Below are 23555 nucleotides of genomic sequence, written 5' to 3'. Positions count from 1 at the left end.
AGTCTGCCAAGACAACGCTTGCGTCGTGGTTAGCAAGGGAGGCAGTTCTTGAGCAGGGGAGGAATTGGGGGCAGATTTAAAAAATTGCAGCTTAGTTTCTTTCCTCCAATTCTTCCCCTGCCTCCCCTGCTTCTCTTCTCCCCCATCTTCCCCTGCTCAAGAACTGCCCTGACGAGGTTTTACATGAGTCTTAGCGCCATTCGTATACGGTCTTTGGGATTTTAGTCACCAAACAACCACTGCTCCCGGAGTACTTGCCTGCTTATAGCCTAACTAACATCTAATGCTCTTCGAGTTTGCGGCCCAACTATGCCATCTACAAGTAGACCATTTCTTACTTGAAAACTACGAACTTGGCGCTCGGTTTCTGGGCCATAATATCCATCAACTGTAACGTTCCCTAAAGCTTTTTGAAGTTGGGAAACAGATGTCCCTTGTGAGCCATTACGAAGAAAAATCCTACTGCTAACGTTAATGCGAGAACTACGACGATAAACCCGTGGAGGACTAGCGTTAATCCACTTGCTATAGGCGTAAGTGCCATCTGCAAGTGTAGCAAACCCGTTACTAGACGCTCCCCTGACAACACCTGGGAGGCTTGAACCATAAGGAGCGCATCTAATCACTTGTGAATTCAAACTCGGCCCTGTACGGATATTAAGACATCTGCCGTTTGTACTGACATAGTTCATTGCTGAGGCTATCTGAATTTGGCTAACAGCAGTTACCAATACGCTAACACCAGCTAAAGCTAACCAGACAGAAGATTTCAGGAGTTTTTTCCAATTGAATTGAAATTTCGGGAGATGATTTTTGGTGTTTCTGATTACCTGCTGATTGGGAATAACTGTATTAAAAGATTTAAAAATTCCTTTCCAATTAAATTTAATTTTTGGAAGAGATTCCATATTTTTGGTTGTCTCTTCATGAGCCATATACATATAAGAGTAAGCAAGACTTTCCATAATACACTCCTAAATATCAATGCAGAATTTGGAATATTAAAATAATTGCAGAAACGTTTTTTTTCAGCAGTACCTTTGAGCGTACTATTTCATAGTACAGATTTTTGACTCCAGAGTTTCTATTGCTACCCTATCCTCTGTAGATTTTACACCATTTACTCTTTCATCGTCCAAAGGGCTATAGGGTGAATAATAAGTGGCGGGTTTGAATCCCCCATTCATTGATTCAGACGAATGGATTCTATATTAAATGTCTATCTCATTTATTCAAAGATAAGCAAGCCGTGTCAGAATGTTGAATAGTTGGTCTTTAAAGTGAGCAAGATCATGGCTGTTAACTCTGATTCTGCTTGGGATTTATCGGTTAATAACCGCAACGGTCAACTTGCTCTGGTTGTTGAGGTCAAGAGTAAACTTAATGCATCGCCAGAGTGGGCGGCCTCGTTGCGACGTAATATCTTTGCACATGGAACTTTTCCAATAGCACCATATTTTCTGATGGTCTTTCCAGATCGGTTTTACTTATGGACAAATGCTGAAGTTCAATTGGAGCAGAGCGAAGCAGACTATGCTGTTGATGCACATTCCATTCTTCAGCCCTACTTAGAACGGGCAGGAGTGACGGCTGAGCAAATCAGTGGGGAAAGCCTTGAATTAATTATTGCATCCTGGTTAGGAAAAATTATTTATTCTCAATCTCCTGAACATATAGATGAATCTGAACGCTGGTTAATTGATTCAGGATTATATGCTGCTATAGCTGGAGGCAAGTTTGATTATAAGGCGGTTGCGTGAATATTTATGTTGAAACCAACTTTCTCTTAGAACTCGTCTTTGAACAAGAACAGTGTGTCAGCTGTGAGCAAATTCTACAACTTTGTTCAGCAGGGCAGACAAAGCTAATTATTCCAGCTTATAGTCTTGCTGAACCTCATGAGAAGTTAAACCGTCAGGCAAAAAGCCGCAGAAATCTGCAACAATTGCTTGATGCTGAGTTAAAGCAACTTTCACGTACAGCATCCTATATCAGCCGGATCAGGAGTATCCAAGATATTGCTAGTTTGATGGTGCAGAGCAATGAAGAGGAACGACAGCGCTTTATTTATTATCGAGAGCAGCTTTTCAATATTGCAGAAGTTATTGCACTTACTTCGGAAATATTGATTCAGGCAGCATCCTGTGAAAGTACTTATGATTTAAGCCCACAAGATGCTATTGTTTATGCATCAGTTATGAACCACTTGCGTCAGTATAAACCACAGTTAGGATGTTTTCTTAATAGAAACTCAAAAGACTTTGATAGTCCTGATATTGTTGAGCAACTAAATCAATTAAAATGCCGGATGATCCCGCGATTTGATCATGGTTATAATTTTATCCAATCCCAACTGCTAACTTAGCAATCATAATTTGGATAAGTCTTTTTGTGTCAAATAAAACAGCAGAATTTCCTGAGCAAAGCTCCAGAAGTCATGTCCTTCGGTTAAACCAGCGATGAGCTTTCGCCGCACCGATGAATTAATTGTGCAATCACTCCAGTCCAGCCAGTTTGGTGGCTTGCTCCTAAGCCAGCACCATTGTCGCCATGAAAGTATTCATAAAACGTCAGCAAATTTCGCCAATGGGGATTGTGATGAAAAATCTCGACAGTACCGTTGACAGGTCGATGTGCGCTATTATTTTGTTGAAAAATTCGTCTAAGTCGTTTTGACAAATCAATCGCTACCTCTTTGAGCGTCATCCATTGTCCAGAACCAGTGGGACATTCTACTTTGTAGTCATCTCCTAAGTAGTGATGAAATTCTTGTAGGGCTTCAATTACTAAATAATTCATCGGAAACCAAATCGGCCCACGCCAGTTAGAATTGCCACCAAATAAATTGTTTGTGGATTCAGCTGGTTCGTAGTCCACTCGGTACTCCTGCTTGTTAACGTGCATGATAAAGGGATGCTCAGCATGAAATTTTGATACAGAGCGAATGCCATAGGGGCTTAAAAACTCACACTCATCCAACATCCGCTTTAAAATACGGGTTAGCTTATCGCGGTTTAAGATTGCCAGTAAACGGCGCTGATGTTCGCCTTGGGTATGCATACAAGCAATCCCAGTTGTGAGATCCGGTCGATGTTCAATGAACCACTGGGTACGCTTGCCAAATCCGCTGAGTTTTTCAATAGTCGAGGGTGAGAGCGTTCCTACCGCAAACAGTGGCACTAAGCCAACCAGTGAGCGCACTTTCATTGGACAGTGATGTCCATCTGGAAAACGCAGCGCATCATAAAAAAATCCGTCCTCCTCATCCCACAAGACAAGTTCATCTTTACCAATCCCGTCCATTGCAGCTGCAATTCGCAGAAAATGCTCGAAGAATTTACTGGCAATGTCTTCGTAGATCGGTTCATTCACAGCAAGCTCTAAGGCAATGGTCAGCATATTCATACAAAACATTGCCATCCAGCTTGTGCCGTCTGCTTGCTCTAAATCACCACCTGTTGGCAAGGGCGCACTACGGTCAAAAACGCCAATATTGTCCATGCCCAAAAAGCCGCCCTGAAAAATGTTTTTACCGTCGGCATCCTTGCGATTCACCCACCAAGTAAAGTTGAGTAGCAGCTTTTGAAATACCCTTTCGAGAAACTGTTTATCAGCGTGACCGTAGAACTTTTGCTCAATCTGGTAAACCTGCCACACTGCCCAAGCGTGTACAGGTGGATTGACATCACTGAATTCCCACTCATAGGCTGGCAACTGCCCGTTCGGATGCATATACCATTCCCGCGTCAGCCGTTGCAGTTGTTGCTTGGCAAAATCTGGGTCAATCATTGCCAAGGGAATCATATGAAATGCCAAATCCCAAGCAGCAAACCACGGATATTCCCAGGTGTCTGGCATGGAGAGAACATCATTAATATATATATGCACCCAATCAGCGTTGCGAACGTTCCGACGCGAATCGGGGGGAATCAAAGTGGCTGGGTCGCCTTTGAGCCAATCTTCGATTATATATAGATAAAACTGTTTGCTCCACAGCATCCCAGCAAATGCCTGACGCTGGATGGTGCGCTCCTCATCAGGTAGTGGAAATGGCGTAATTCTTTGATAGAATTCGTCGGCTTCTTTGATTCGCTCGCCTAAGATGCGCTCGAACTCACTGCCAAAAGGTTTGGCAATCTCAGAGGAGTCCGCCAGCCGCAAGCGTATAGTTTGCTCTGCTCCCCCTGGAATGACCAATTTGTAGTCAGCAGCAAATTTTGTACCAATGCGGTTTGGATTCACTGCCGAATGCCGCTCGTGGATTATATACTCATGGAAACCATCTTTGACGTAGGGTGAGGCATTCTTCATGCCGTACAGCCGCTCAAAATTCGTTTCATTCTCAGTAAACAAAAGTTCTGCTGCACCTTGACAGTAAAGCCAATAATTGCTCATGCTGGGGTGAGAGGCTTCAATGATGCTGAAATCTGCCTCGGATTTCAGCACCTTAAGCATCGGTTTTTCACTATTGCCGTCGAATGACCATATATTGCGAAACCAAAGTGAAGGCAGCAGATGCAATGGTTTGGCTTGGGAACTGCGATTTGCAATTGTGATCTGAATTAATATGTCTTCAGCAGAGGCTTTGGCGTACTCGACGAACACATCAAAGTAGTCGTCTTCGTCAAATACTCCCGTGTCAATCAATTCAAATTCCGCCTCTTGCTTACTGCGACGACAGTTTTCCTCTACCAACTGTGTATAGGGAAATGCCTGCTGCGGATATTTATACAAGCATTTCATGTATGCATGAGTTGGCGTGTTGTCGAGATAAAAGTAGTATTCTTTAACATCCTCACCATGATTGCCTTCACTGCCCGTTAAGCCAAACATCCGCTCTTTTAGAATTGGATCTTGCCCGTTCCACAGAGCGATGTCTACGACGGGCTACGCCTACGCAAAACACAATCGTTGATGATTGTCACAAATTCCGGCAATTCCATCTTCACCCCAGCGGTAAGCACGCGAACGGGCATGGTCATGGGGAAAATAGTCCCAAGCTGAGCCATCCGGGCTGTAGTCTTCGCGCACTGTTCCCCATTGCCGCTCACTCAGATAAGATCCCCAGCGACGCCAGTAAGCTTGGTACTCTCGGTCTTCTTGCAACCGTTGTTCTTCAGCCGTCATCATTTCCTCTCAACTATTTCTTCCAAACGGTTATCAAATACAGCCAAAGCTTCGATTAATCTTTGAACTATGAGCCGAATGGCACGCTTGTTAAGCACAAACCCCTGATATAACTGGCTTTTGGGTGTGGGGTGTTGGGTGTGGGGTGTGGGGTGTGGGGAATCAAGAAAATGTTGAACTCCTTAACGCGACTAAAGGTTAATTGCTTGAGGGGATACGAAATACCCTGAAATAGATATAGGGCAACGAGTGTAGCAATTTGTGGTAAAACAAAAAGAGCATTCATTCGCAATAAGCTCTATTTAATGATAATATTACCAGAATTCTACGAGACACACCTCAAGCGAGAGCTTGGACGTACTGAATACTTATTACTAAAACTCCTTATCTGTTTATTACAATCTATTAAAACTGTTAGCCTTGAGGCGCTAGCGACTGCTTTACCAATACCAATACTATTTGAAAGTAGAAGGAAAAAACTTCAGCGATTTTTATCTTTAAATTACATCAATGTTGAAGAAATTTGGTTTCCAATTATCAAAAGCTGGCTAGAAATAAATTTTCCTTTAAATGAAGTTATTTATGTAGTTATAGATCGGACTAATTGGGGATGCATTAATCTATTAATGATTAGCGTGGTTTGGGACAAAAGGTCTATCCCAATATATTTTGAGCTATTAGACAAGTTAGGCTCAAGTAATTTTGATGAACAAGAAGCAGTATTTAAAAAAGCATTACCGATTTTCAAGGATTATAAAATTGTAGTGTTAGGAGACCGAGAATTTTGTTCAATAAAGTTGGCTAACTGGCTCACAGAGCAGAAAGTATATTTCTGCTTACGCTTAAAAAAGGACGCATTTATAGAAATAGAACCAGAAATTTGGCTGCAATTAAGAGATTTGGGTTTAGCACCTGGTCTTTCCTTCTTTTACCAAGGTATTAAATATACGAAATCTCAAGGGTTTGTTAGCTTTAATCTCGCTACTAAATGGAAACGGAAACGTTTTGGAGTTGCGCCGGAAGAGGGCTGGTTTATTCTGACTAATTTAGATGATTTAGATTCGGCTATTAAGGCTTATAAACAACGTTTTGATATTGAGGAAATGTTTAGAGATTTTAAAAGCGGTGGTTATAATTTAGAAGATACTAATGTATCAGGTCAAAGGCTAATTTCCCTAATATTATTAATCTCACTTGCATACACGGCTGCAACTATATCTGGTCAAAAAATTAAACGCATGGGTGTTCAAAAATATGTAGGCAGAATTAAAGAATCTGGGCGGACAGTTCGCCGTCATAGCAGTTTTTATATTGGATTATATGGGTCTAACTGGGTCGATTTCATGGAAAATTCTTATGAATTGGTGGCTGAGTTAATGACACTAGCTCCTAATAAGCGTAAGTATTATCAACAAGGAGAAAGGGCTATGAGGCTTATTTTATCTGCATTCTAGCCCTTTTTGTCCCCCCTCAAGGGTTAATTGTCTTAAACACTACACCCAACACCCTACCCCCAACACCCTGCCAAGCGCGAGGTTTCACGTTTTCAAGCGTGACATTCAACTATGAGCCTAACGCTGCTAAACCCCAAACTTATCAAGAGCAATAATCTTCTCTTGATGCAGTATGTGGAACGAGGAGGTAGCTTGCAACTTCCGTCGGGGCAACGCTTTCCAAGCGAAAATATTATTTACTTAAGAAACCTAGAAAACGTATTCTCTAAAAATACATTCTATCTAAAGAACTAATTTTATCACTGAGAAAGACTCCTATAGATTTGTTAAGTTTGTTCTAAAGGTGGATTTATTTACTCAGTTTTAAAAATATAGTCTTTTGGTCATTAGAAAAGCTCAATTTCTCTCAATACACTTGTAGTCAAGCTAAACAAGAATGGCATAGCTCAATGTAAAATCAAAATGCTTTTGCTTTCACTCAAAAGTAACAAAAACCCTATCAATCATCTCAAGATTTTCAGAAATTTTGAACCAATAAACAGCTTGCCTCAAATCTTCACTCGAAAAAATCAGGATACAAATTTTATGGGTCTTCTAAATATTGCAGATTTCGATCCTAATTACCGTGAAAGTTTTAATCACAATGACATTAAGGGAAGAGAAGTTTATATAGATGGAGATGATAAAATTGGTACAATCAGCGATGTTTTAGTCGATGAGGACGGACTTTTTCGCTATTTTGTTATTGATTTAGGCTTTTGGATTTTTGGTAAAAAAGTACTCTTACCCGTTGGTCGTTCTCGGACTGACCAGAACTCTGAGCGCATTTACGCAGTTGGAATGACTAAACAGCAAGCTGAAAATTTACCTGAGTTTAGCGAACATCAAACAGTTGATCATGATTATGAAGAGCTAGTAAGAGGAATATATTGCCCTCCAACACCCCTAGATATAGCCAATTTAGCTACTCTAGATGAGCTTGACAGTCTTTACAACCCTAGTAGCTACAATTACGAACAAGAGCCATTACTTTACGAGCTTAATCAGCAAGATCATCAAACTTTCAAACTATATCAAGAACGGCTGATTGCAAACAAAACCCGTATTAAAACAGGAGAAGTCCTAATTGGTAAGCACATTGAAACTGAAACTGCACAGGTTTCAATTCCCATTCAGAAAGAACGAGTTGTAATTGAGCGAGTGGCTTTAACAGCTTCTGTTGAAGCAGTTGCTCCTAGTAGCGTTAGCTTCAGCCAAGGTGAAATTGCACGCATAGAAATCTACGAAGAGACCGTTGACATTCATAAAGATACATTTGTACGAGAAGAAGTTACAATCAAGAAAGTCATTGACCACCAAACAGTTGAATCACAAGAAACACTTCGTCGAGAAGAGTTAGATATTGACACTCAAGGGCATTCGCTCATAGAGGGTTTAGAGAAAATTTAACGTAAGAATTCAGTTCTCCTGAATACAGAAGTCAGAATAATGGAAAGATTAGGAGATAACTTGAAGGAATGAATATACTTGTGATCTCAAACATAAATAAAAATTCTGACTTCAGAAGGAGTGAGTGCTGAGTTCTTACAATTTAACGAAGTAGTTAATGTTTACTGCATTACATAATACCGCTGGTCTTTCTCGTTATACTCCCAGCCTAATCCACTGGGGTCTTTCGATTTACTCCAGCTAATAAATTCACCTATACTTTTCGAGTTACTGCGTACTTTCTTTAAAGTTTCAATATCTACCTTCAACCTGGAAGCTAATTCAACTTCTGTATGTATTAGTTGCTTCGGCTTTGCTGTCGAGCCTTGGCGATAGTATGATTGCCGTTTTGAACCTTGCGTATTGATATAAGTCGCGTAAGGATTCAGGTCTAATATCCAGGAAGTAGAGACGGACGAGACTGATAGTCAAGAGAACCAACCAGTAGAGCTTGTGCAAAAAAATCAATTACAGACCTACCTTGACGGCGGCAGGTTTGTACCACAGTCAACAAATTAGCAGTGTGTTGAAACCGCTCCATTGAACGGGAACCACCGCTAACCTTACGCTTTGTCACAGCCAAACGAAGCGATCGTTCAGCCTGATTGTTATCTGGAGGAACTTCAGGATAATCAAGAAAATACCACCATTGATTTGCTTTATCACGCAAAGAACGTAAAAGGTTGCCAGCTGTAGCTCCTGCCTTGTCAATCCACTGATTAAGTGAGGAGTGCAACTTAGATTTAAATTGATTGACCCAATCGTTGTAACCCAAGGAGTCAAGGCTCTCAAACCATTGAGCGTAATTCCTAAAGGCTTCATCAATTAAATTAACAAACGTTTCACCGATAGCTTGGTTGTGAAGACCTGGAAGAATAATTAGTTTTTTGAAGTGTCGGCGTAGATGAGCCAAACATTTCTGCTGGGCAAAAGCTGGATAACCATTGTAAACGCTAAAATCATCGCTGCTGAGTACCCCTGTATATTCAGTCCCTAAAATGGCTGATAATTCGGCTCGTGAACGAGTGTCAGCAGCAGTAAACAGGCAGAAATCAGAATTGGCAACTACCCACAACCATTCTTTGATCCCTTTGACTGACCAAGGTGTTTCATCCACATGAACATTAGGTTGTGTCTGTTTTACCCAATTGCTCAATTCATTAATGCTTGGTTCAATCGCTTGTTGGATTCGTTCATTAGTTGCAACTAACGTTCCTAACCCAATTTCCCTAGCTATCTAATTGGTATTTCAGGGCTTGAGACTCAAGCACAGTCAGAAGTTCCGTATGTTGATCGACTAAAGCTTGTATTGTGGTAACTGGATGACGATGAAGGCGATGTTTTTGTTGACGGGGTGCTTCATCCATTGCTAATCTGCGACGTTGAGTGTTGTATTCCGCTACAGGCACTTCCCGAATTTGTGTCAGCAACATTTGTTCACTTTCGGCGAAGAAAAGAACTTGATATTGCCCAAAATCACGTAATTCGGCAGTTGATTTGCGCCCACTAATTCGCCGTTGATTGCGACGCAAAAGGCTAAACATAGCTTCCATTTTCAAGTTATCTGGCGGTAAGCCAGGAATGTCATAGCAGTGCAATAAATCAGTACCGTATTTATGCCATAGTTTTTGTAGCTTTTTCTTCAAGGCAAACTGTGCGGGATTTTGTTGAGGGTCGGGCTGAAATTGCTGTAATAACTCTTCCATTTCGCGCCGAACTTGAAAACTTGTTAAAGGTAATTTTACAGTTTGTGTAACATCGGTCGCGCAATCAATGCGTGGACTGGTTTGTTCAGGATAGTGCAAACATTCTGCAATTCGTTGCAACCAATTGTGTGTTTCTTCTAAGTCGGAGGCTAATGAACGATTGCTACTTAAGGCTTGGTCAATCCATACTGACAAGAGAGACAAATAATCTGTATCAAGTTCTCGACATGGTAAACTACGTAGTATCTGTCCAATAGTTTCTAATTGCTGGTAGCCGCTTAAACCGCCCCAGCGAAAAGGTTTGCGACTGGTGCGATTGACACAATCCCGAACCGCAGCCCGAATCTGGGATTCGATTGCCATTAACTCTATGTCTCGTGACAAATAGGGGATTCCTGAAAAAAAGGGAGACTGTCTTGCTGCTGTTCGGAGCCTGGGTGTTGGGCTCTTTCTGAGTACTCAGGGACTTTTGGCAGATCATCTAAATCTGCTTTTAATTGCTGTCTGAGCTTTGTGTCTAATGGCAGCACCACTTCACTTAAATTACTGAGAAAGTGGGCTTGACAACGTTGATGGGGTGCATCTGGCCAACTTGAATTCATTGCCGCAATGATTGATTTTTCCCCATCTGACAATGTTGCTAGCACTTTATACGGTAACTCTTTATATGGTTGCAGCCACTCAATTAACCTTTGTGCCTGTGCCTGTGGTAACTGAATTCCACTTACTGGTGTACCGCTTAATACCTCGTACAATACATACAGTAAGGTTCCGTGGCCTTCGGGCTGTAAGGCATCTATTGCCCAAATCAAGCCACCATGATGGACTGCTGTGGCAGCTAATTTCTCCTGTGTATGTGCAATCGTTCCACCCAATAGTGCCAGAAATTGACGGTATAGCTTACCTACATTGCTTTCGTTAATTTCAACACCACGCTGGTTTAATAAGCGCCGAATTTCTGCCAACTGTTGATGCTCATTTTCATGTTGCCAACCAATAAATGCCAGCACGTCTAGCCCATAAGTACTGTAAGGCAGACTGTATTTTAACACGCCAGTCGCGTAGTAATGTTTACCAAAATGTGTGCAACTATGATTGGTACATTCTTTACTCTTGCCTGCCACAAATACTGCACCATCCATTGTTTGAATGGTTTTACGCATGTGTCTTGGTCTGCGTAGCGCTAATTCTGCCCCACAATGCACGCACTCAATGAGTGAACATTCTAATACTATTCGTTTGATATTACTGAATTTTCGTTCTGGGCGATGGCGAGGCAACTTTACTATCACTAATTTTTTACTGCTGCTAGGTGCTTTCCTCAGTTTACCTGCTTTGTATACCAATTAGATAGCTAGGGCCCAATTTCAATTTGCCCCAGTTCCCACAACATTTCTTGCTGTTTTTCATAAGGCATGTGTGCATAATTGTTTACCCATCCTAAAAACGCCTGTAATCTAACTCCTAAATCTTGTCCTGGAACGATATCTGGCGACCATGAGGCTGTTTGTACATTTCCACAACACTCACACACGCAGGTATGGCGTTGATATTCTACTATTTCAATGGGACGTTCTACTAATTGCGCTACAGCCTGTTTTTCTACTTTTACTGCTAGGGGTGCAAATGCTTTGTTACCACAACAGATACAATCACTTGGACGTAAGATTTCATAACGGTCTACTCTGCCAAACCCCTTACGAGTTTTACCTTGATGTCCTGGCTGTCCACCTGGTTTCTTTTTCGGTTGATTTGATTCTTCTTGCAGGGGTACCTTTTTGTTTTCGCTCTTTTTGTGGATGTCTCCAGATGGTGGTTTCGACGAATTAGAACTGTCTAAATCCCTACTGATTTTTAAACGCTCTATTTCTTGCTGTAGTTCTAAAATGATTTTTTGTAAATCACGTATTACCTTGCTCTGCTCAATGATGATATCCACCAGTTCTTCTTTTGATAACTGGTTCAAGCTTTCTCGATCTAATTCTTGAGGCAGGTTTTGGTTCATATTTGCGATATTCTCCCTCAAGTGTCCCCTTTGTCAATACCCTGCCACCTGAATCCTTACTAAGTCGCCAACTGGTTATACGCTGTCTCTAGTTTTTGTATGCGTTCGCTTAAAGTCGAAACTTGCTGCTCTAACTGTTTCACATCAGGGTTTTCTTGCTGCGATTGTTGCTGACTCGGATTAATGCCATAAGCATCATCAAGACTATCAATTTCACTAATTAACGACTGCAATCCCTGAAGAATAGCACCTGTATGACCATCTCGGTGTAATCTCGATAGTTCTCTCACCGCTGATATCAAAGCAACCGGAACCCGAATCATTTTGCTTTTTAGCGGCTTTGTATCTTCCTTCTCCGGCTTTTTTGGCATAAGGATATCAGCGACGATATCAATATTTTAGGGGCTAATGGAAAACATTCGTTTTTGAGTCCTTGGATTCTTTATAAGGAAAACCACAGTAGGGACAGAAACGAAATTTCAAAGACGTAATCGGTTCATTACATTGAGCGCAACTGTTACGTAATCCCGTACCGCACAGAAAACAAAACTTAGAGCGCGACAGCAACCAGATGTCTTCTGGCGGAGTACCAGCTTGCCAACAGTGGGGGCAAAATTTCAGAACATCTGACGTGGCTATAGCAACACCACGGACAACAGCATCGAGGTACTCAGGTGGAATCTGCAATGCAACCGCTAACCCACGCTGACTTTTGCTATTGAGCTTGGTAGTCATTCCTCGTTCAATCTTACCTATACTCTGGAGGTGAATACCAGCTTTGAGCGCTAAATCATTTTGACTTAACGAAAGGCTTGTGCGTATTCTTTTAACGTATTCTGCCAGCGTTTCTTGGGCTTGGGGGGTGTTGTCCATACTTTTAATGTGTATTAAAATATATAACTAATTATTTTATTTAAGTGCGTATTTGAGATGAATTTTACTGCTTCTATTCAAATTTAGGGGTGAAACTTGACAACTACATTAGCACAAGTTACTACAGCTTTTCTTTCCCGGCAAGGATTAGCCACAAGTACACTCAAATCTTACGAGCAAACACTACTCTCTTTGCTCAAAGCACATGGCAGGCTGCCTATAGAACTAGTAGACCGTCAACTGATAAAAGACTACTTAGAAAGTTTAGGCAAATTAAGATATACAACACATAATCGTCACCAGGCAATAATCAGCGCCCTCTTTAATTTTGCTGTTGAGGAAAGTTATATCCAATCAAATCCTGTTAGCCGATTAAGCCAGAGGAAACCAGAACGTGCGCGAGGAGAGCATAAAACAGACGAAATTATACGTTATTTCACACCAGATGGCTTGGATGTCTTGTATGCAGGCGTGAAGAAGTCGAATGCAAGGTTAGAGGCGATAGTCTACTTACTACATCGAACTGGAGCCAGAATTGGAGAATTACTATCTCTACAGCTATCAGAACTAAATTTTGAGCAGCGCAAGTTTCAAGTCGTAGGTAAAGGCAACAAACAACGCTGGTGTTTTTATAGTGAAGATGCAGAGAATGCTTTGCAAGACTATATTAAATATTATCGTCATAAAAACAGTACAGCATTATTCACTGCTCAGCACCCGACGACTAAAGTTGTAACCCCAGTTTCGTACAGAACAGTGAATGCAGACTGGAGGAAAGTAGTAGATCAACATGAAGAACTCAAAGAAACTCGGCTACATGACCTGCGTCATACTTTTGCTACCGAACGGGTTGGGCTGATGGCGATTGAAGAGCTAAGGGCGCTGATGGGACATGAAAATATCCAAACTACCTTACGCTATCAGAAAATAACGTCTGCTAGAGCAGAGTTAGTAGCAAAGACAGCTTTAAATAGTTTAGTTAGAAGTATATAAATTTTTTAGATTTGGCTAGATCCGATCGCCTATCAAACACTACTTAGATAAATTATAACAGAGTATTAGACATACTCTGCATCAAAGGGGTGAGGGTTGAGTAGCAGGAAATTTTAAGTATTGTCATTGGAAGGATAACTTGTCCGTTACGGACACCATATGCTTCTAATCGCAAACGGACAAGTTATCTTTCCCTAAAAAGATTTTTTAAATCAAAATAAGTTCTCTAAATTTTCTAGAATCTTATAAAGCTGTACGATGGCTGACCTTTGCCGTGATCTTCTTCGCAAAGCGATAAGCTGCCGCTTAAACATAAAGGCTATCGCTTTCATAGCAAGCGAAAAGCGGGATGGTTAAAGATCCACATAATTGCGATGGTGCTTTTCACCCGCACTTTAGCGATAAGCGAATCTTAAGCCTTCTCCAAGGGAGACGAAGACAGCGAATGGCTATCGCATTCACCTAGTAACTTTTTAGTCAAAGCAATTCCTAATTGATAAGAGAGTAATTCGTAGTTGCACTTTCTTTGAGGCTTGTACTTCTTAACCCGAATTTCTCACAAAGCTTGAAGAAATAGGTATGCAAAACCTTACCTCTGCATCGCTGAGTAAATTTTAATATTATTTGTAAGTAGCCTATGTATTAGTTAAAAATAGATTGAAGGTAGTAAAAGTTAATGGAACGTATTATCCACTACACTCTATGTTTAATCTAAATACGCAATATTGATTGAACAAAATATTGCACCATTTTAGTTAATTTGGAATAGCATAAAGAGGAGGAATGTAGCCTTGCTAGATAATGCGTAAACCTGATGTTCTTTTCTTTAGCTCAAGTGATGGAAATTAAGCTGTTCAAATAGGAGGAAATCCAAGGAATCCAGAACAGACTATATACTCATTAGTGATTATCAAAAACTCTGGCAATATTGAACCAAACCTCATAATTACTTAGAAGCATTGAATATCTGATGCTTTATTTGAAAACAAGTTATCCTATGTTTAATTTTCTTAACCTTGAAGAGGCTAACCCAACTCCCCAGCAGATTGCCCGTTCTTTACGCTGGCTAGGCTGGATTGGTTTCTGGTTGCAAGCTTTACTTGGCTTCATTCCACTCCTTGTGGTAGTTACAACTGTTATATTTAATCCCGGACGAAGGCAAAGTAGCGGATTTTCTTTTGGTATCGGGTTGGCGATTGTGTGCTTGGTGATTTTAATATTCAGTATTTACTGGTGTTTTCGCTATACACAATTGGCAAAAAAATTAGAAATTTCACAGATGCGTCCAGCCAAGTCTCAAGTGAGCCAAGATATAAAGTTAGGACTAATTGCTAATATTGCAATCATGGTGTTTGCAGTGTTAATTGCCTTGTCGCGAGTAGGTGAATTGACTTTTAAGATGTTGATTTTACCTCAAGGTTCGACCGTGATTACCCCCAATCCAACTACAACAATGCTAACCCAGGGAGCAATGATTACCCCATCTAATATGATTGCGATTCAAGCGATGGTTAATGCGATCTCAGCCGGATTAGTTGGAACTATTGTGGCATTGCTGTTACTTTACCAAATCGGGCAACATCACAATCCCCAAGATTGAGCCTCAAATGGCACACCTGATAACGGCAAACCGATTATTTATAAGGCTTTTGAGTGTGAGGCGTAGTGATCAAGAAGTTTATTAATGTTTGCACTTCCGTTCTATTTTTCTTAATTTCTGACGAACCTGCAACCCTACCCCCAACAAAAAGTCCTAGCAAGGATTTTAGCTTTTCAAGCGTGCCATTCACTTATAACCAACATCTCTGTTCGACGTGCTGATGCTGGGGGTAAATCTGAGAAGAGGTCTAGCTGATTCGGTTCCAAGGTCATCACTGGGAGTTACTTTCCCAATAGATTATCCCCCAAAACTGAACCAAGTTAACTGGTTTAGGGGTACGATTACATTCTTTGGAACCGGAACAATAAACTTCTTTTTGCGCTTAACTATTTTCCACTTGATCAAGTGATTCCAATTCAGAAGCAAACATCTGAGCTTGCCTTAAAACCAGCCCGAATAAAAATAAATCCACACGCCACTGCACCATGATTAATCCGCCCCAACATTTACTTAAAGTGACTTCAATTGCATCTGAACAAAAATTATCATCTTTAATCCATCTAAAGCCTAAACGATAATTCTCATATCCTGGTAGCAGATAAAGTATACGTTCTAATTCATCTGTAAAACTTCCATTCGTAAACCCAAATTGGTCAAGGATTTCAACTAATTTGGCAGAATTTGCATCAAACATCTCAAATAATCCTTTATTTTAATAGCTGGCTTTTTAGGGAAGCTATGATTGGCTATAATTTCAAATTAGTTTAAAAATCTTAAATATCAAACTAAAAATTTAGACGTAAATGATTTTGTTATGCTCTTTGTTGAACAGTTATTATAATCCTGAAAATTATTGAAGTTACAAAAGTACTAAATTTTTGTGAAATTTTCTACCTATCTTGGTAATTAGCTGGAGAAAAGAATCAGATTAGATGAAAATATTAGACGTAATTGTTGAGCTTATGTCTTTTTCTACCTTTGCTAAGAGAAAAGTTCCTCCCTTGTGCAAAAAACACAGTGATGGCGCTGCTTCGTCCGCTTTATAACAAGCATCTCCCGAATTTACACTTCTCTATACTAGAGACTGGAGCAAAACATACTCCCCTCATCTAGATACACACTACAGATACTTTCTTTAAAGACATTATTCTAGCAACGCTACAATTGAGGGCCGCTTTTTGTGCCTACCATGAACAAGCTGACAGATAAAAATCAGACGAAAAACACCTGTTATATTCCTTGTCCTTACTGCTGGAGCGATGGACGCTTAATCGTTCCCCAGGGCGATCGCTCTGGTTATAAATGGGAATCCTGTCCAGTATGTGATGGAACAGGTCAAGTTTCTCAACAATAGTAGCGATAGCCGTTGGCTTAATCGATAGCTTATCGCCAACGGCGGGCGAAAAGCACCATCCCTTACTGCCTACTGGTCTGCAATGCTTATCTAGACTTATTTTTAGCTTTTCAAGCGTGCCATTCGATACTCAAGTCAAGACAAAGTGAGCAAGTTTCTGTTTCGAGGCAGTAACTTTTTGCTTTGGCGCAGCTGGAGCCTTCACTTGTTGACCATTATGAGTGACCAATTTGGATATTACGGATGGTTGCTTACTGGGCATTTCCTCAACACCCATTACGCCATGTTTAGCATTCATGCTCACAAGCACTTGCTTAAAATTATTAAACCTTAAGCAAGAAGCGAAAATTTCCGCTTCTTGCTTAAGGTTTCGTTAAGTTATAGAGTTAAATATAGCGATTGAATTGATATCTATAACCAGAGTACTTAATCAATTTCACCTTTGGGTAAAGAGCAAATGAATATTAGATGCAATTGTATGAAGACAAGGTTTAGTAAATTAAATTAGCAATCTTTGCTAATTCTACGCCTCTTACAAGGCTAACTCCGCTCGCGCTTTGCTTAACAATATTTACAAACAATACAAGCTCCTTTCAAATGTTCTGAAGTTTATATAAATGATTTATCAGTGAAGTTTTTGATTATAAATAAATCCCCTGGAGAAGATGTGCTAAAAATGGTTTTACGGCAAGTATGCTGTGGTTAACATCTGCATTATTAGTCTAGATAATTTATTGAATTTGATTATTAGGGCAAGTCATGAACAAAAAATGGGCTGTAAAACGAATCACACTAAATCTCACATCTAGTGAAAGCGAAAGACTTGAACAATATTGTGCAAGCACAGGTAGACCAGCAACTGATGTGATTCGGGAGTTAATTCGCTCTCTGCCAATAACAGACATTATCAGCGCCTGAATAGCCTAGACAATGAAGGCTAACTCTATTACACACAACCATTTTTTAGCTGCTCGTTATTAACTTAAACGTCCGATGTTTAAATACTTCAGCTTATATAAGGCGTGTGTGCGCTAAGTTTTTATTGCGTTATCGATGCTGCAAGAGCCGAAAGCAACGCATATATCTACTAAGAGAACGTGTTGCTCTCATCTTGCTCCTTGAGTGAGCAACCAAAAGTATCAGTATTTTATTTACGCTTTGCACTAAATTCTCTATTTTTCTTAATATCTTTAATATTTTAAGGTGATTACAATGATTTCAGTTGCGTTAATGTTTGATGATTCTATTTTAAATATTAGACCTTATTAGATTTCTGATTCAATAACTCGCGGTAGGAAATAACCACTACCTCTTGCTGTGATGATTATGTCTGGGTCGTTGGGGTCATCTTCCAACTTTGTCCGCAGTCGCGAGATATGCACATCTACTACGCGACTGTCTGCATGATGCCCTGGTACATAGCCCCACACTCGCTGCAATATTTCTAATCGGGAAAAAACTTTCCCAGCGTGGTTCACTAACAACTCTAGTAAACTAAACTCTACACCTGTGAGGCGAATCCGCTGCTCGTATTTGTAGACTTGGCGCTTATTTGTATCGATTTTGAGATTCCCCACATGGATTAACCCGGAATTATGAATTGCGCTGCCACTAGTTTTATGGAAGCATCGCCGTAGTACACCCGCAATTCTTGCTTCTAACTCTTTGGGAGAGAAGGGTTTTGCCATGTAGTCATCAGCGCCTAATTGTAGCCCAGTAATTCGATCTGCCACATCACCCAAAGCTGTCAGCATGATAATTGGTACACCTGACTCTTTACGTAATTCTTGGCAGACACCGTAGCCATCCAGTTTTGGCATCATCACATCCAAAACTATTAAGTCAGGAGCGGCTACATGAAAAGCTGACAAAGCTTCTTCGCCATCGCTTGCTGTGACTACATTGTACCCAATCATGGAAAGCCGCGTCTCTAAAATCCGGCGAATGCTAGCTTCATCGTCTACTACCAGAATCCTTCCTTTATCGCTTTCCACGTCTGTGCATTGTTAATTAATGTATTTTTAGCCAAAAAAAATGAATATTTTTGCCAAACTGGCATAACTTTACCGCATCTAACTGAATTAATAGATAAAAGATAAATATCTTGAGATAACCTCACCAGCGCCATCGCTTGCTTAACTCTGGTGGGTTCAAATTAATCAGGGCGGAATAATGGATGAAGCTAATCTTGAAGACAAATACAATTTTCTTTACCCTCGTAGTCGTTACTACGGTCAGATGAAGCCAGAGAATTTGGTCTTCAATGCCAATTTACAAGAATTTGCTCAAAAAGTCGGTTACATCTCTGCGCTGCAAACCAATGGTAAACTTGACCCGTCTGAGTCTTACAACCAAATCAAGGCACTTTGGAAACAGTTGAAGCACAGTAAGAAAGAATTGGGAATTACTAAATTCTCACCATCAGCTTGAACTTACTTTCATTCTGGCAGCACCAAAAGAAACTCATGCTCCCGTTAGCGACCCTGCTGAAAGCGCTGTCTAACTTGGGAAAAAAAATATGCCTTGAAAAAATTGGGAAAAACTTTTGATTTTTGTATAAATAGTTGCTGTTTCGTCAGGGTGTTCTAATGCTGCCTGTATAGTTGTGCCAAGCGATCAGCTCCTGCGATCGCCTTAAGAGCGAGCGCACATCACTACTTATCCTGCAATAACCCCAAATGCCGATGGAATGCTTCAACAGCATTTGCTACACCATCTTCACCTCTTATCTTCTGTCCTAAATCTTGGGCTTTCTTCTTCATCACCTCGTCGCCTAGTACAACTTCAATAGCCTCCGCCAAAGTTTCAGTAGACAATTTCTTATACGGGATTGGTGGTGGGCTGACTCCCAGGCGGGTTAACTTTTCACCCCAAATTGGTTGGTCTGCAAAAAATGGTAGAGTGACTGATGGTATCCCTGCACGTAACACCGCAGCAGTCGTACTTGCACCTCCATGATGTACTACTGCTGACACTTGAGGAAACAGCCAATCATGGGGAACTTCTTTGCGAACAAATGCCCGTAACGAGTCTTTGATCCCTACTGTTCTCCCAACGTTTCCCCAGCCTGACAATATAATGCTGCGTTGATGAGTTTTCTTCAAAGCTTCCAGGATAAAGTATGCCAGCTTATCTGGATTTGGCAAAGTCATGCTCCCAAATCCAAAACACACTGGTGGTGGCCCCTGCTCCAGATAATCCTCTAGTTCCTCATCCGGCTGATAGTCATCTGCTTGGTTAATAAACCAGTAACCAGTTACATACAACCACTTGTGCCAATCCCTTGGTCTTGGGATAACGTGCGAACTGAATCCATACAGTACTGGAATTTGCAGCACATTCGCAGGAGTTTTCTTACGGAAGCGTCTCCCTAGAAATGGCAGGGGCGGCAATTTCAACGTTTCGGTTCTAAAGTGATTGAGCAGTTTTCGATATCTTTGCCAGTACAAGAACTCTACCAGCAAGTAGCTACTATAGTTAATCACTTTCTTTAACGGGTTTTTAGCTATTTGACCAAATCTCAAAAACCCAAACATCCCTGTCGGACTCAACGGCAGAACTGATGCCATGAAGCATGGTACTTCTAACTTCTCTGCTATGTGATATCCCCAATCCGCCAAAACGTTGAAGATAAGTACGTCGCTCCCAATACATGCAATCCAAGCAGATTCCAACTGTTGTTGAAATAGCTCGTCACTTAAAAGCTTTACTTTCTCTCCTTTTATGGCTCGAATGCCTGCATTTGATTGCCATAGTTCTTGAGTATTTCCAGCTATGGGTGCAAACTCTAAATCAAACTGCCTAACAAATGATGCAAAGTTTTCGTTCGTTGCGAGCTTTACCCTATGCCCTGCACGTTTTAAACCAATAGCCAGAGCGCAGTAGGGTTGCAAGTCTCCCCTTGAACCTACTGTTACTATCGTAATCTTCAGTTTTCGGCTTGGAGCAGTAGGTCTACTTTGGCTCAAACGCTTCTCCCGCTGGTAAAGGAGGTTAGACTTCACTCATTTTAGCCAATTGTGAGTCAGGCGATCGCGAAAGCTTATCGCCTACGACGGACGTTTCCGCTCCCGCTTTGGAGTCAATTGAGATTCAATAAAAAAACTAATGCCCCCAATCGGAGGCATTAATTTATCTATTCTCTAGGCACAAGGGCAATCAACCACAACCCTAACCACTCACCAAGCCTGACATCAGAGCGCTTTATCGCTGCTACAACTCCACTATATGAACGTACAAAAAGCCTTTCGTCTTCTGATGAATACGAAACCGCTAGCTCCTCTCCACAACACTCGCCAATGCCTGGAAGATTAAAGTCTGCCGCCGGGAAAGGCAGATGATTCCGGTTCAAATTCTCCGGCGACAGGAACGTCCGCATTTCTTCCGGCGTGCTGGGCAATTCTATTAACAACTCGCGTAACCTCTGCTGCTGCAAGTCTTCGGCGGTCATCGGGTTCATGAACCACAGCCCATCACGGAAACTTTCATTACTGAACATATACTTCTTCCTACACGTTTTTCACGAAAATCACGCGAAGCGTAATGAAGCCACACCACCTGTATACGCAGAAGATGATAGCCAATAATTGAAGCGATGATGCTTTTCGACCACCTTAAGAGCGGTAAGCTCTAGCTTTTGCCTATCTCCAAAGGAGACGAAGACAGCGAACGGCTATCGCCTGACTCCCCTGCGGTATTGGGCAATCTCCTCCGGCGCTGCATTCTTCTTCGCAATCATCCATCTGAATTGCTGCTTATTTTACACTGCTTATGGAGATAAAAATACTCCTTGCGATACACACCATATACATGATTTAGAAGCATACTTATTTGCGGTGTTGTACTGATCACTGCTTTTTACTTTGATTTTGACCAAAACTAGACACAAATGCCTCTCGGATTATTTTAAGCCTCGCTTGAGCATTGCTTTACTTATGGCTTCTCTAGAGAGGTATCATTATTACAAAATTTACTATAAACCACGCGAGTTTAGTAGCTTTAACAAGCTACTGGGAAATGTATCTTGTCTTATCACCCTGTTTTAACTAAAAGTCTATCAGTATTAATAAAGATATATTCGTTAAAACCACAATATTTTTTGATTTTTTAATGATTAGTATCAAGCAACGAAGCATTAATCTTGCAACCTGTATTTGGGCATTCTTCTAGTACTTATTGACCATTTAAGCAAAGAAACATTGTAAGAGAAGTTGATTCCTCGTTTATACAGTATTATACTTTTTACTTTAATATTTGAGCTAGTTATTCCTTAGCTTCAGTCAGATTAAATAAGTATTTTTAATTAATCAAACAATAATTGATTTAATTTCAAAAATAAACAATGCTTTTAGATATAAGCTCGTAAATAATCGAATTATTAAACTTTGTAAACTATTTTATCTTCAGGATTTTAATTCTTTCAATACTGGTAAACTAGCTCAAGTCTCCTATCCAATTGGTATAATGAATCCACGCGCGTAAAATAACATTGAATAGTGAATATTACAAAAGCTAAAAATAACACTTCAACTCACGCCGTCATAATAGGTGGAAGCATTACAGGATTGCTTAGCGCTAGAGTCCTTGCAGAATTTTTTTCTAAAGTCACAATTATTGATAGCGATGAATTATGTGATGAACCAATACCTCGCAAGGGAGTAGCACAGTCTGTTCAGCCTCACGTGTTACTGGTTAAAGGGTACAGAATTCTTGAAGAATTATTCCCTGGAATAGGTGAGGAATTGCAAGTGAATGGTGCTTTGCCAATAGATTGGGCGCAGGAGTTTTTTAGATTAGTCCCAGATGTAGGATGGGGTGCTATTGCCGAATCTCCTTCAGAATTTATCTCTTATACTTGTAGTCGTCCACTGTTAGAGTGGATTATACGAAAAAGAGTTGCCAAATTAGCAAATGTGTGTTGGTTAGATAGGCATCGTGTTACAGGATTAGTATGTAATCACGAAAAAAAAATCACGGGTGCTTTGCTATATCAAGTTGGAAAAACAAAGGAAAAAATTGAAGAAGCTTCCCTTGTTGTTGATGCCAGTGGTAGACGTTCTTTAGCTCCAAAATGGCTAGAGAAATTGGGATTTAATTGTCCTCCTGAGACTGTAATTAATCCATTTTTGGGATACGCAACAAGACGTTATAAAAAAAATGAGGATTTAGCATTTGAAGGAAAAGTGATGTTAATTCCTCAAGTACCTCCACATAATAAGCGTTTGGGATATTTAGCAAGAATTGAAAATGGAGAATGGATTGCTACTCTTGGAGGTTATGGGCAAGACTTTCCTCCAATTGACGAGCATGGTTTTTTAAAATTTGCTCGTAATCTACCGAATTCTAAGTTTTATGAACTTATTAAAGATGCCGAGCCTATCTCTCCGATATATGCTTATCGTGCTACCGCTAATCGACTGCGCCATTACGAAAAAATTCAACTGCCACTTGGTTTTATAGTTCTAGGTGATGCTGTTTGTGCTTTATGCCCTGTTTATGGACAAGGGCTAACTGTTAGTTCGCTTGCTGCGCTAGTTTTACGTAGTTGTTTAGAAAAGCGAAAAAATTGGTCAAAGGATGGCTATTTTTTGTCTTCCGAATTTCAAAAAGAATTAGCTAAAAGTAATTTTCCCCATTGGGATGTAGCAACAGTTCAAGATTCTGCTTTTGCTTCTACTTATCCTTCTATTCAAAAGCAAGGAGCCTTGAACAAATTTATACAATGGTATAGTCAAAAATTTATTTTAGGAACTGTATTGTTTCCAGAACTCAATGTTTTATTCATAGGAATAACTAATTTAGTCATCTCTCCGTTGAGGCTTTTCAGCCCCAAAATAATTTTTAAAATTCTAATGGCTAAGTTTATAAAATTTTAACTATCCTGCTAAATATCATATTTTAGCAGGATAGTTAAAATCAGTATGGACAAAGTGATAAAAAGAATATGCTGAGCTTT

At 40.4% G+C, this 23555-nt stretch carries 22 protein-coding genes and 3 pseudogenes; 11 read left to right on the top strand and 14 right to left on the bottom strand.

Features of this window, described 5'->3' with window-relative positions:
* Nucleotides 1–269: 269 nt before the first annotated feature.
* Nucleotides 270–965, bottom strand: coding sequence for a peptidoglycan-binding domain-containing protein (locus WKK05_RS38365; RefSeq protein ID WP_341531472.1), 696 nt, complete (start codon nt 963–965; stop codon nt 270–272).
* Nucleotides 966–1292: 327 nt separating this feature from the next.
* On the opposite strand from WKK05_RS38365, the gene WKK05_RS38360 reads away from it, so the two are divergent.
* Nucleotides 1293–1760: a hypothetical protein gene (locus WKK05_RS38360; protein ID WP_341531471.1), complete on the top strand. Its 468-nt coding sequence runs from the start codon at nt 1293–1295 to the stop codon at nt 1758–1760.
* A complete protein-coding gene (locus WKK05_RS38355) occupies nt 1757–2365 on the top strand; it encodes a PIN domain-containing protein (protein ID WP_341531470.1) in 609 nt (202 codons plus the stop codon). The genes WKK05_RS38360 and WKK05_RS38355 overlap by 4 nt, the downstream gene beginning before the upstream one ends.
* Before the next feature lie 83 nt (nt 2366–2448).
* Here the strand turns inward: WKK05_RS38355 and WKK05_RS38350 are convergent.
* Nucleotides 2449–5127 (bottom strand): annotated as a pseudogene (locus tag WKK05_RS38350) (glucosidase).
* A 67-nt stretch (nt 5128–5194) separates the two neighbouring features.
* Entirely contained in the window at nt 5195–5413 is a 219-nt protein-coding gene (locus tag WKK05_RS38345) for a hypothetical protein (protein WP_341531469.1), read from the bottom strand.
* Between the two features lie 25 nt (nt 5414–5438).
* Between WKK05_RS38345 and WKK05_RS38340 the strand changes: the two genes are divergently transcribed.
* Nucleotides 5439–6581, top strand: a complete 1143-nt coding sequence (locus WKK05_RS38340; protein WP_341531013.1) for an IS4 family transposase — start codon at nt 5439–5441, stop codon at nt 6579–6581.
* A 585-nt stretch (nt 6582–7166) separates the two neighbouring features.
* On the top strand, nt 7167–8030 hold the full coding sequence (locus tag WKK05_RS38335; protein WP_341531468.1) for a DUF2382 domain-containing protein: 864 nt from the start codon (nt 7167–7169) through the stop codon (nt 8028–8030).
* Nucleotides 8031–8460: 430 nt separating this feature from the next.
* Here the strand turns inward: WKK05_RS38335 and WKK05_RS38330 are convergent.
* The 3 genes and pseudogenes from WKK05_RS38330 to WKK05_RS38320 all read right to left on the bottom strand — a co-directional run.
* A pseudogene (locus WKK05_RS38330) lies at nt 8461–9297 on the bottom strand (IS66 family transposase); the annotation flags it as partial.
* Nucleotide 9298: 1 nt separating this feature from the next.
* Nucleotides 9299–10138, bottom strand: a complete 840-nt coding sequence (locus WKK05_RS38325) for a hypothetical protein (protein WP_341527843.1) — start codon at nt 10136–10138, stop codon at nt 9299–9301.
* Nucleotides 10139–10143: 5 nt separating this feature from the next.
* Nucleotides 10144–10938, bottom strand: a complete 795-nt coding sequence (locus WKK05_RS38320; protein WP_341527844.1) for a hypothetical protein — start codon at nt 10936–10938, stop codon at nt 10144–10146.
* Nucleotides 10939–10987: 49 nt separating this feature from the next.
* On the opposite strand from WKK05_RS38320, the gene WKK05_RS38315 reads away from it, so the two are divergent.
* On the top strand, nt 10988–11125 hold the full coding sequence (locus WKK05_RS38315; protein ID WP_185592387.1) for a hypothetical protein: 138 nt from the start codon (nt 10988–10990) through the stop codon (nt 11123–11125).
* A 10-nt stretch (nt 11126–11135) separates the two neighbouring features.
* On the opposite strand, the pseudogene WKK05_RS38310 reads toward WKK05_RS38315, so the two are convergent.
* From WKK05_RS38310 to WKK05_RS38300, 3 genes and pseudogenes are all read right to left on the bottom strand, one after another.
* Nucleotides 11136–11780: pseudogene (locus tag WKK05_RS38310) on the bottom strand (DUF6444 domain-containing protein); the annotation flags it as partial.
* Nucleotides 11781–11839: 59 nt separating this feature from the next.
* The gene (locus tag WKK05_RS38305; protein ID WP_341531467.1) at nt 11840–12151 is read right to left on the bottom strand and encodes a hypothetical protein; all 312 of its coding nucleotides are present in this window, start codon (nt 12149–12151) and stop codon (nt 11840–11842) included.
* A 34-nt stretch (nt 12152–12185) separates the two neighbouring features.
* On the bottom strand, nt 12186–12653 hold the full coding sequence (locus WKK05_RS38300) for a zinc ribbon domain-containing protein (protein WP_341531466.1): 468 nt from the start codon (nt 12651–12653) through the stop codon (nt 12186–12188).
* Nucleotides 12654–12749: 96 nt separating this feature from the next.
* On the opposite strand from WKK05_RS38300, the gene WKK05_RS38295 reads away from it, so the two are divergent.
* Both WKK05_RS38295 and WKK05_RS38290 read left to right on the top strand, forming a co-directional pair.
* Nucleotides 12750–13646, top strand: coding sequence for a tyrosine-type recombinase/integrase (locus tag WKK05_RS38295; RefSeq protein ID WP_341531465.1), 897 nt, complete (start codon nt 12750–12752; stop codon nt 13644–13646).
* A 997-nt stretch (nt 13647–14643) separates the two neighbouring features.
* Nucleotides 14644–15246: a DUF3611 family protein gene (locus WKK05_RS38290; protein WP_341531464.1), complete on the top strand. Its 603-nt coding sequence runs from the start codon at nt 14644–14646 to the stop codon at nt 15244–15246.
* A 382-nt stretch (nt 15247–15628) separates the two neighbouring features.
* Here WKK05_RS38290 and WKK05_RS38285 read toward each other — a convergent pair whose 3' ends face one another.
* Nucleotides 15629–15940 (bottom strand): hypothetical protein, encoded by a 312-nt coding sequence (locus tag WKK05_RS38285; RefSeq protein WP_341531463.1) that lies wholly within the window; start codon nt 15938–15940, stop codon nt 15629–15631.
* A 495-nt stretch (nt 15941–16435) separates the two neighbouring features.
* Here WKK05_RS38285 and WKK05_RS38280 point away from each other — a divergent pair, with 495 nt between their 5' ends.
* Nucleotides 16436–16600, top strand: a complete 165-nt coding sequence (locus WKK05_RS38280; protein WP_341531462.1) for a hypothetical protein — start codon at nt 16436–16438, stop codon at nt 16598–16600.
* Between the two features lie 130 nt (nt 16601–16730).
* Here WKK05_RS38280 and WKK05_RS38275 read toward each other — a convergent pair whose 3' ends face one another.
* Nucleotides 16731–16898 carry a hypothetical protein gene (locus tag WKK05_RS38275; RefSeq protein ID WP_341531461.1) on the bottom strand — a complete coding sequence of 56 codons (168 nt, stop codon included), beginning with the start codon at nt 16896–16898 and terminating at the stop codon, nt 16731–16733.
* A 461-nt stretch (nt 16899–17359) separates the two neighbouring features.
* Here WKK05_RS38275 and WKK05_RS38270 point away from each other — a divergent pair, with 461 nt between their 5' ends.
* Nucleotides 17360–17518, top strand: coding sequence for a CopG family transcriptional regulator (locus WKK05_RS38270; RefSeq protein ID WP_341531460.1), 159 nt, complete (start codon nt 17360–17362; stop codon nt 17516–17518).
* Nucleotides 17519–17865: 347 nt separating this feature from the next.
* Here the strand turns inward: WKK05_RS38270 and WKK05_RS38265 are convergent, their stop codons facing one another.
* Nucleotides 17866–18594 (bottom strand): response regulator transcription factor, encoded by a 729-nt coding sequence (locus tag WKK05_RS38265; protein WP_341531459.1) that lies wholly within the window; start codon nt 18592–18594, stop codon nt 17866–17868.
* Nucleotides 18595–18772: 178 nt separating this feature from the next.
* On the opposite strand from WKK05_RS38265, the gene WKK05_RS38260 reads away from it, so the two are divergent.
* Nucleotides 18773–19030 (top strand): hypothetical protein, encoded by a 258-nt coding sequence (locus WKK05_RS38260; protein ID WP_341531458.1) that lies wholly within the window; start codon nt 18773–18775, stop codon nt 19028–19030.
* 224 nt (nt 19031–19254) lie between these two features.
* Here WKK05_RS38260 and WKK05_RS38255 read toward each other — a convergent pair whose 3' ends face one another.
* Nucleotides 19255–20568, bottom strand: coding sequence for a glycosyltransferase (locus WKK05_RS38255; RefSeq protein ID WP_341531457.1), 1314 nt, complete (start codon nt 20566–20568; stop codon nt 19255–19257).
* 167 nt (nt 20569–20735) lie between these two features.
* Nucleotides 20736–21098: a hypothetical protein gene (locus WKK05_RS38250; protein ID WP_341531456.1), complete on the bottom strand. Its 363-nt coding sequence runs from the start codon at nt 21096–21098 to the stop codon at nt 20736–20738.
* Between the two features lie 997 nt (nt 21099–22095).
* On the opposite strand from WKK05_RS38250, the gene WKK05_RS38245 reads away from it, so the two are divergent.
* Nucleotides 22096–23475 carry a monooxygenase gene (locus WKK05_RS38245; protein WP_341531455.1) on the top strand — a complete coding sequence of 460 codons (1380 nt, stop codon included), beginning with the start codon at nt 22096–22098 and terminating at the stop codon, nt 23473–23475.
* Nucleotides 23476–23555: the final 80 nt, after the last annotated feature.

It is taken from the genome of Nostoc sp. UHCC 0302 (genome assembly GCF_038096175.1).
Lineage (GTDB): Bacteria > Cyanobacteriota > Cyanobacteriia > Cyanobacteriales > Nostocaceae > UHCC-0302.
Note: the sequence above shows the minus strand (reverse complement) of the source record. Positions and strands in the feature narration are given on the sequence as shown.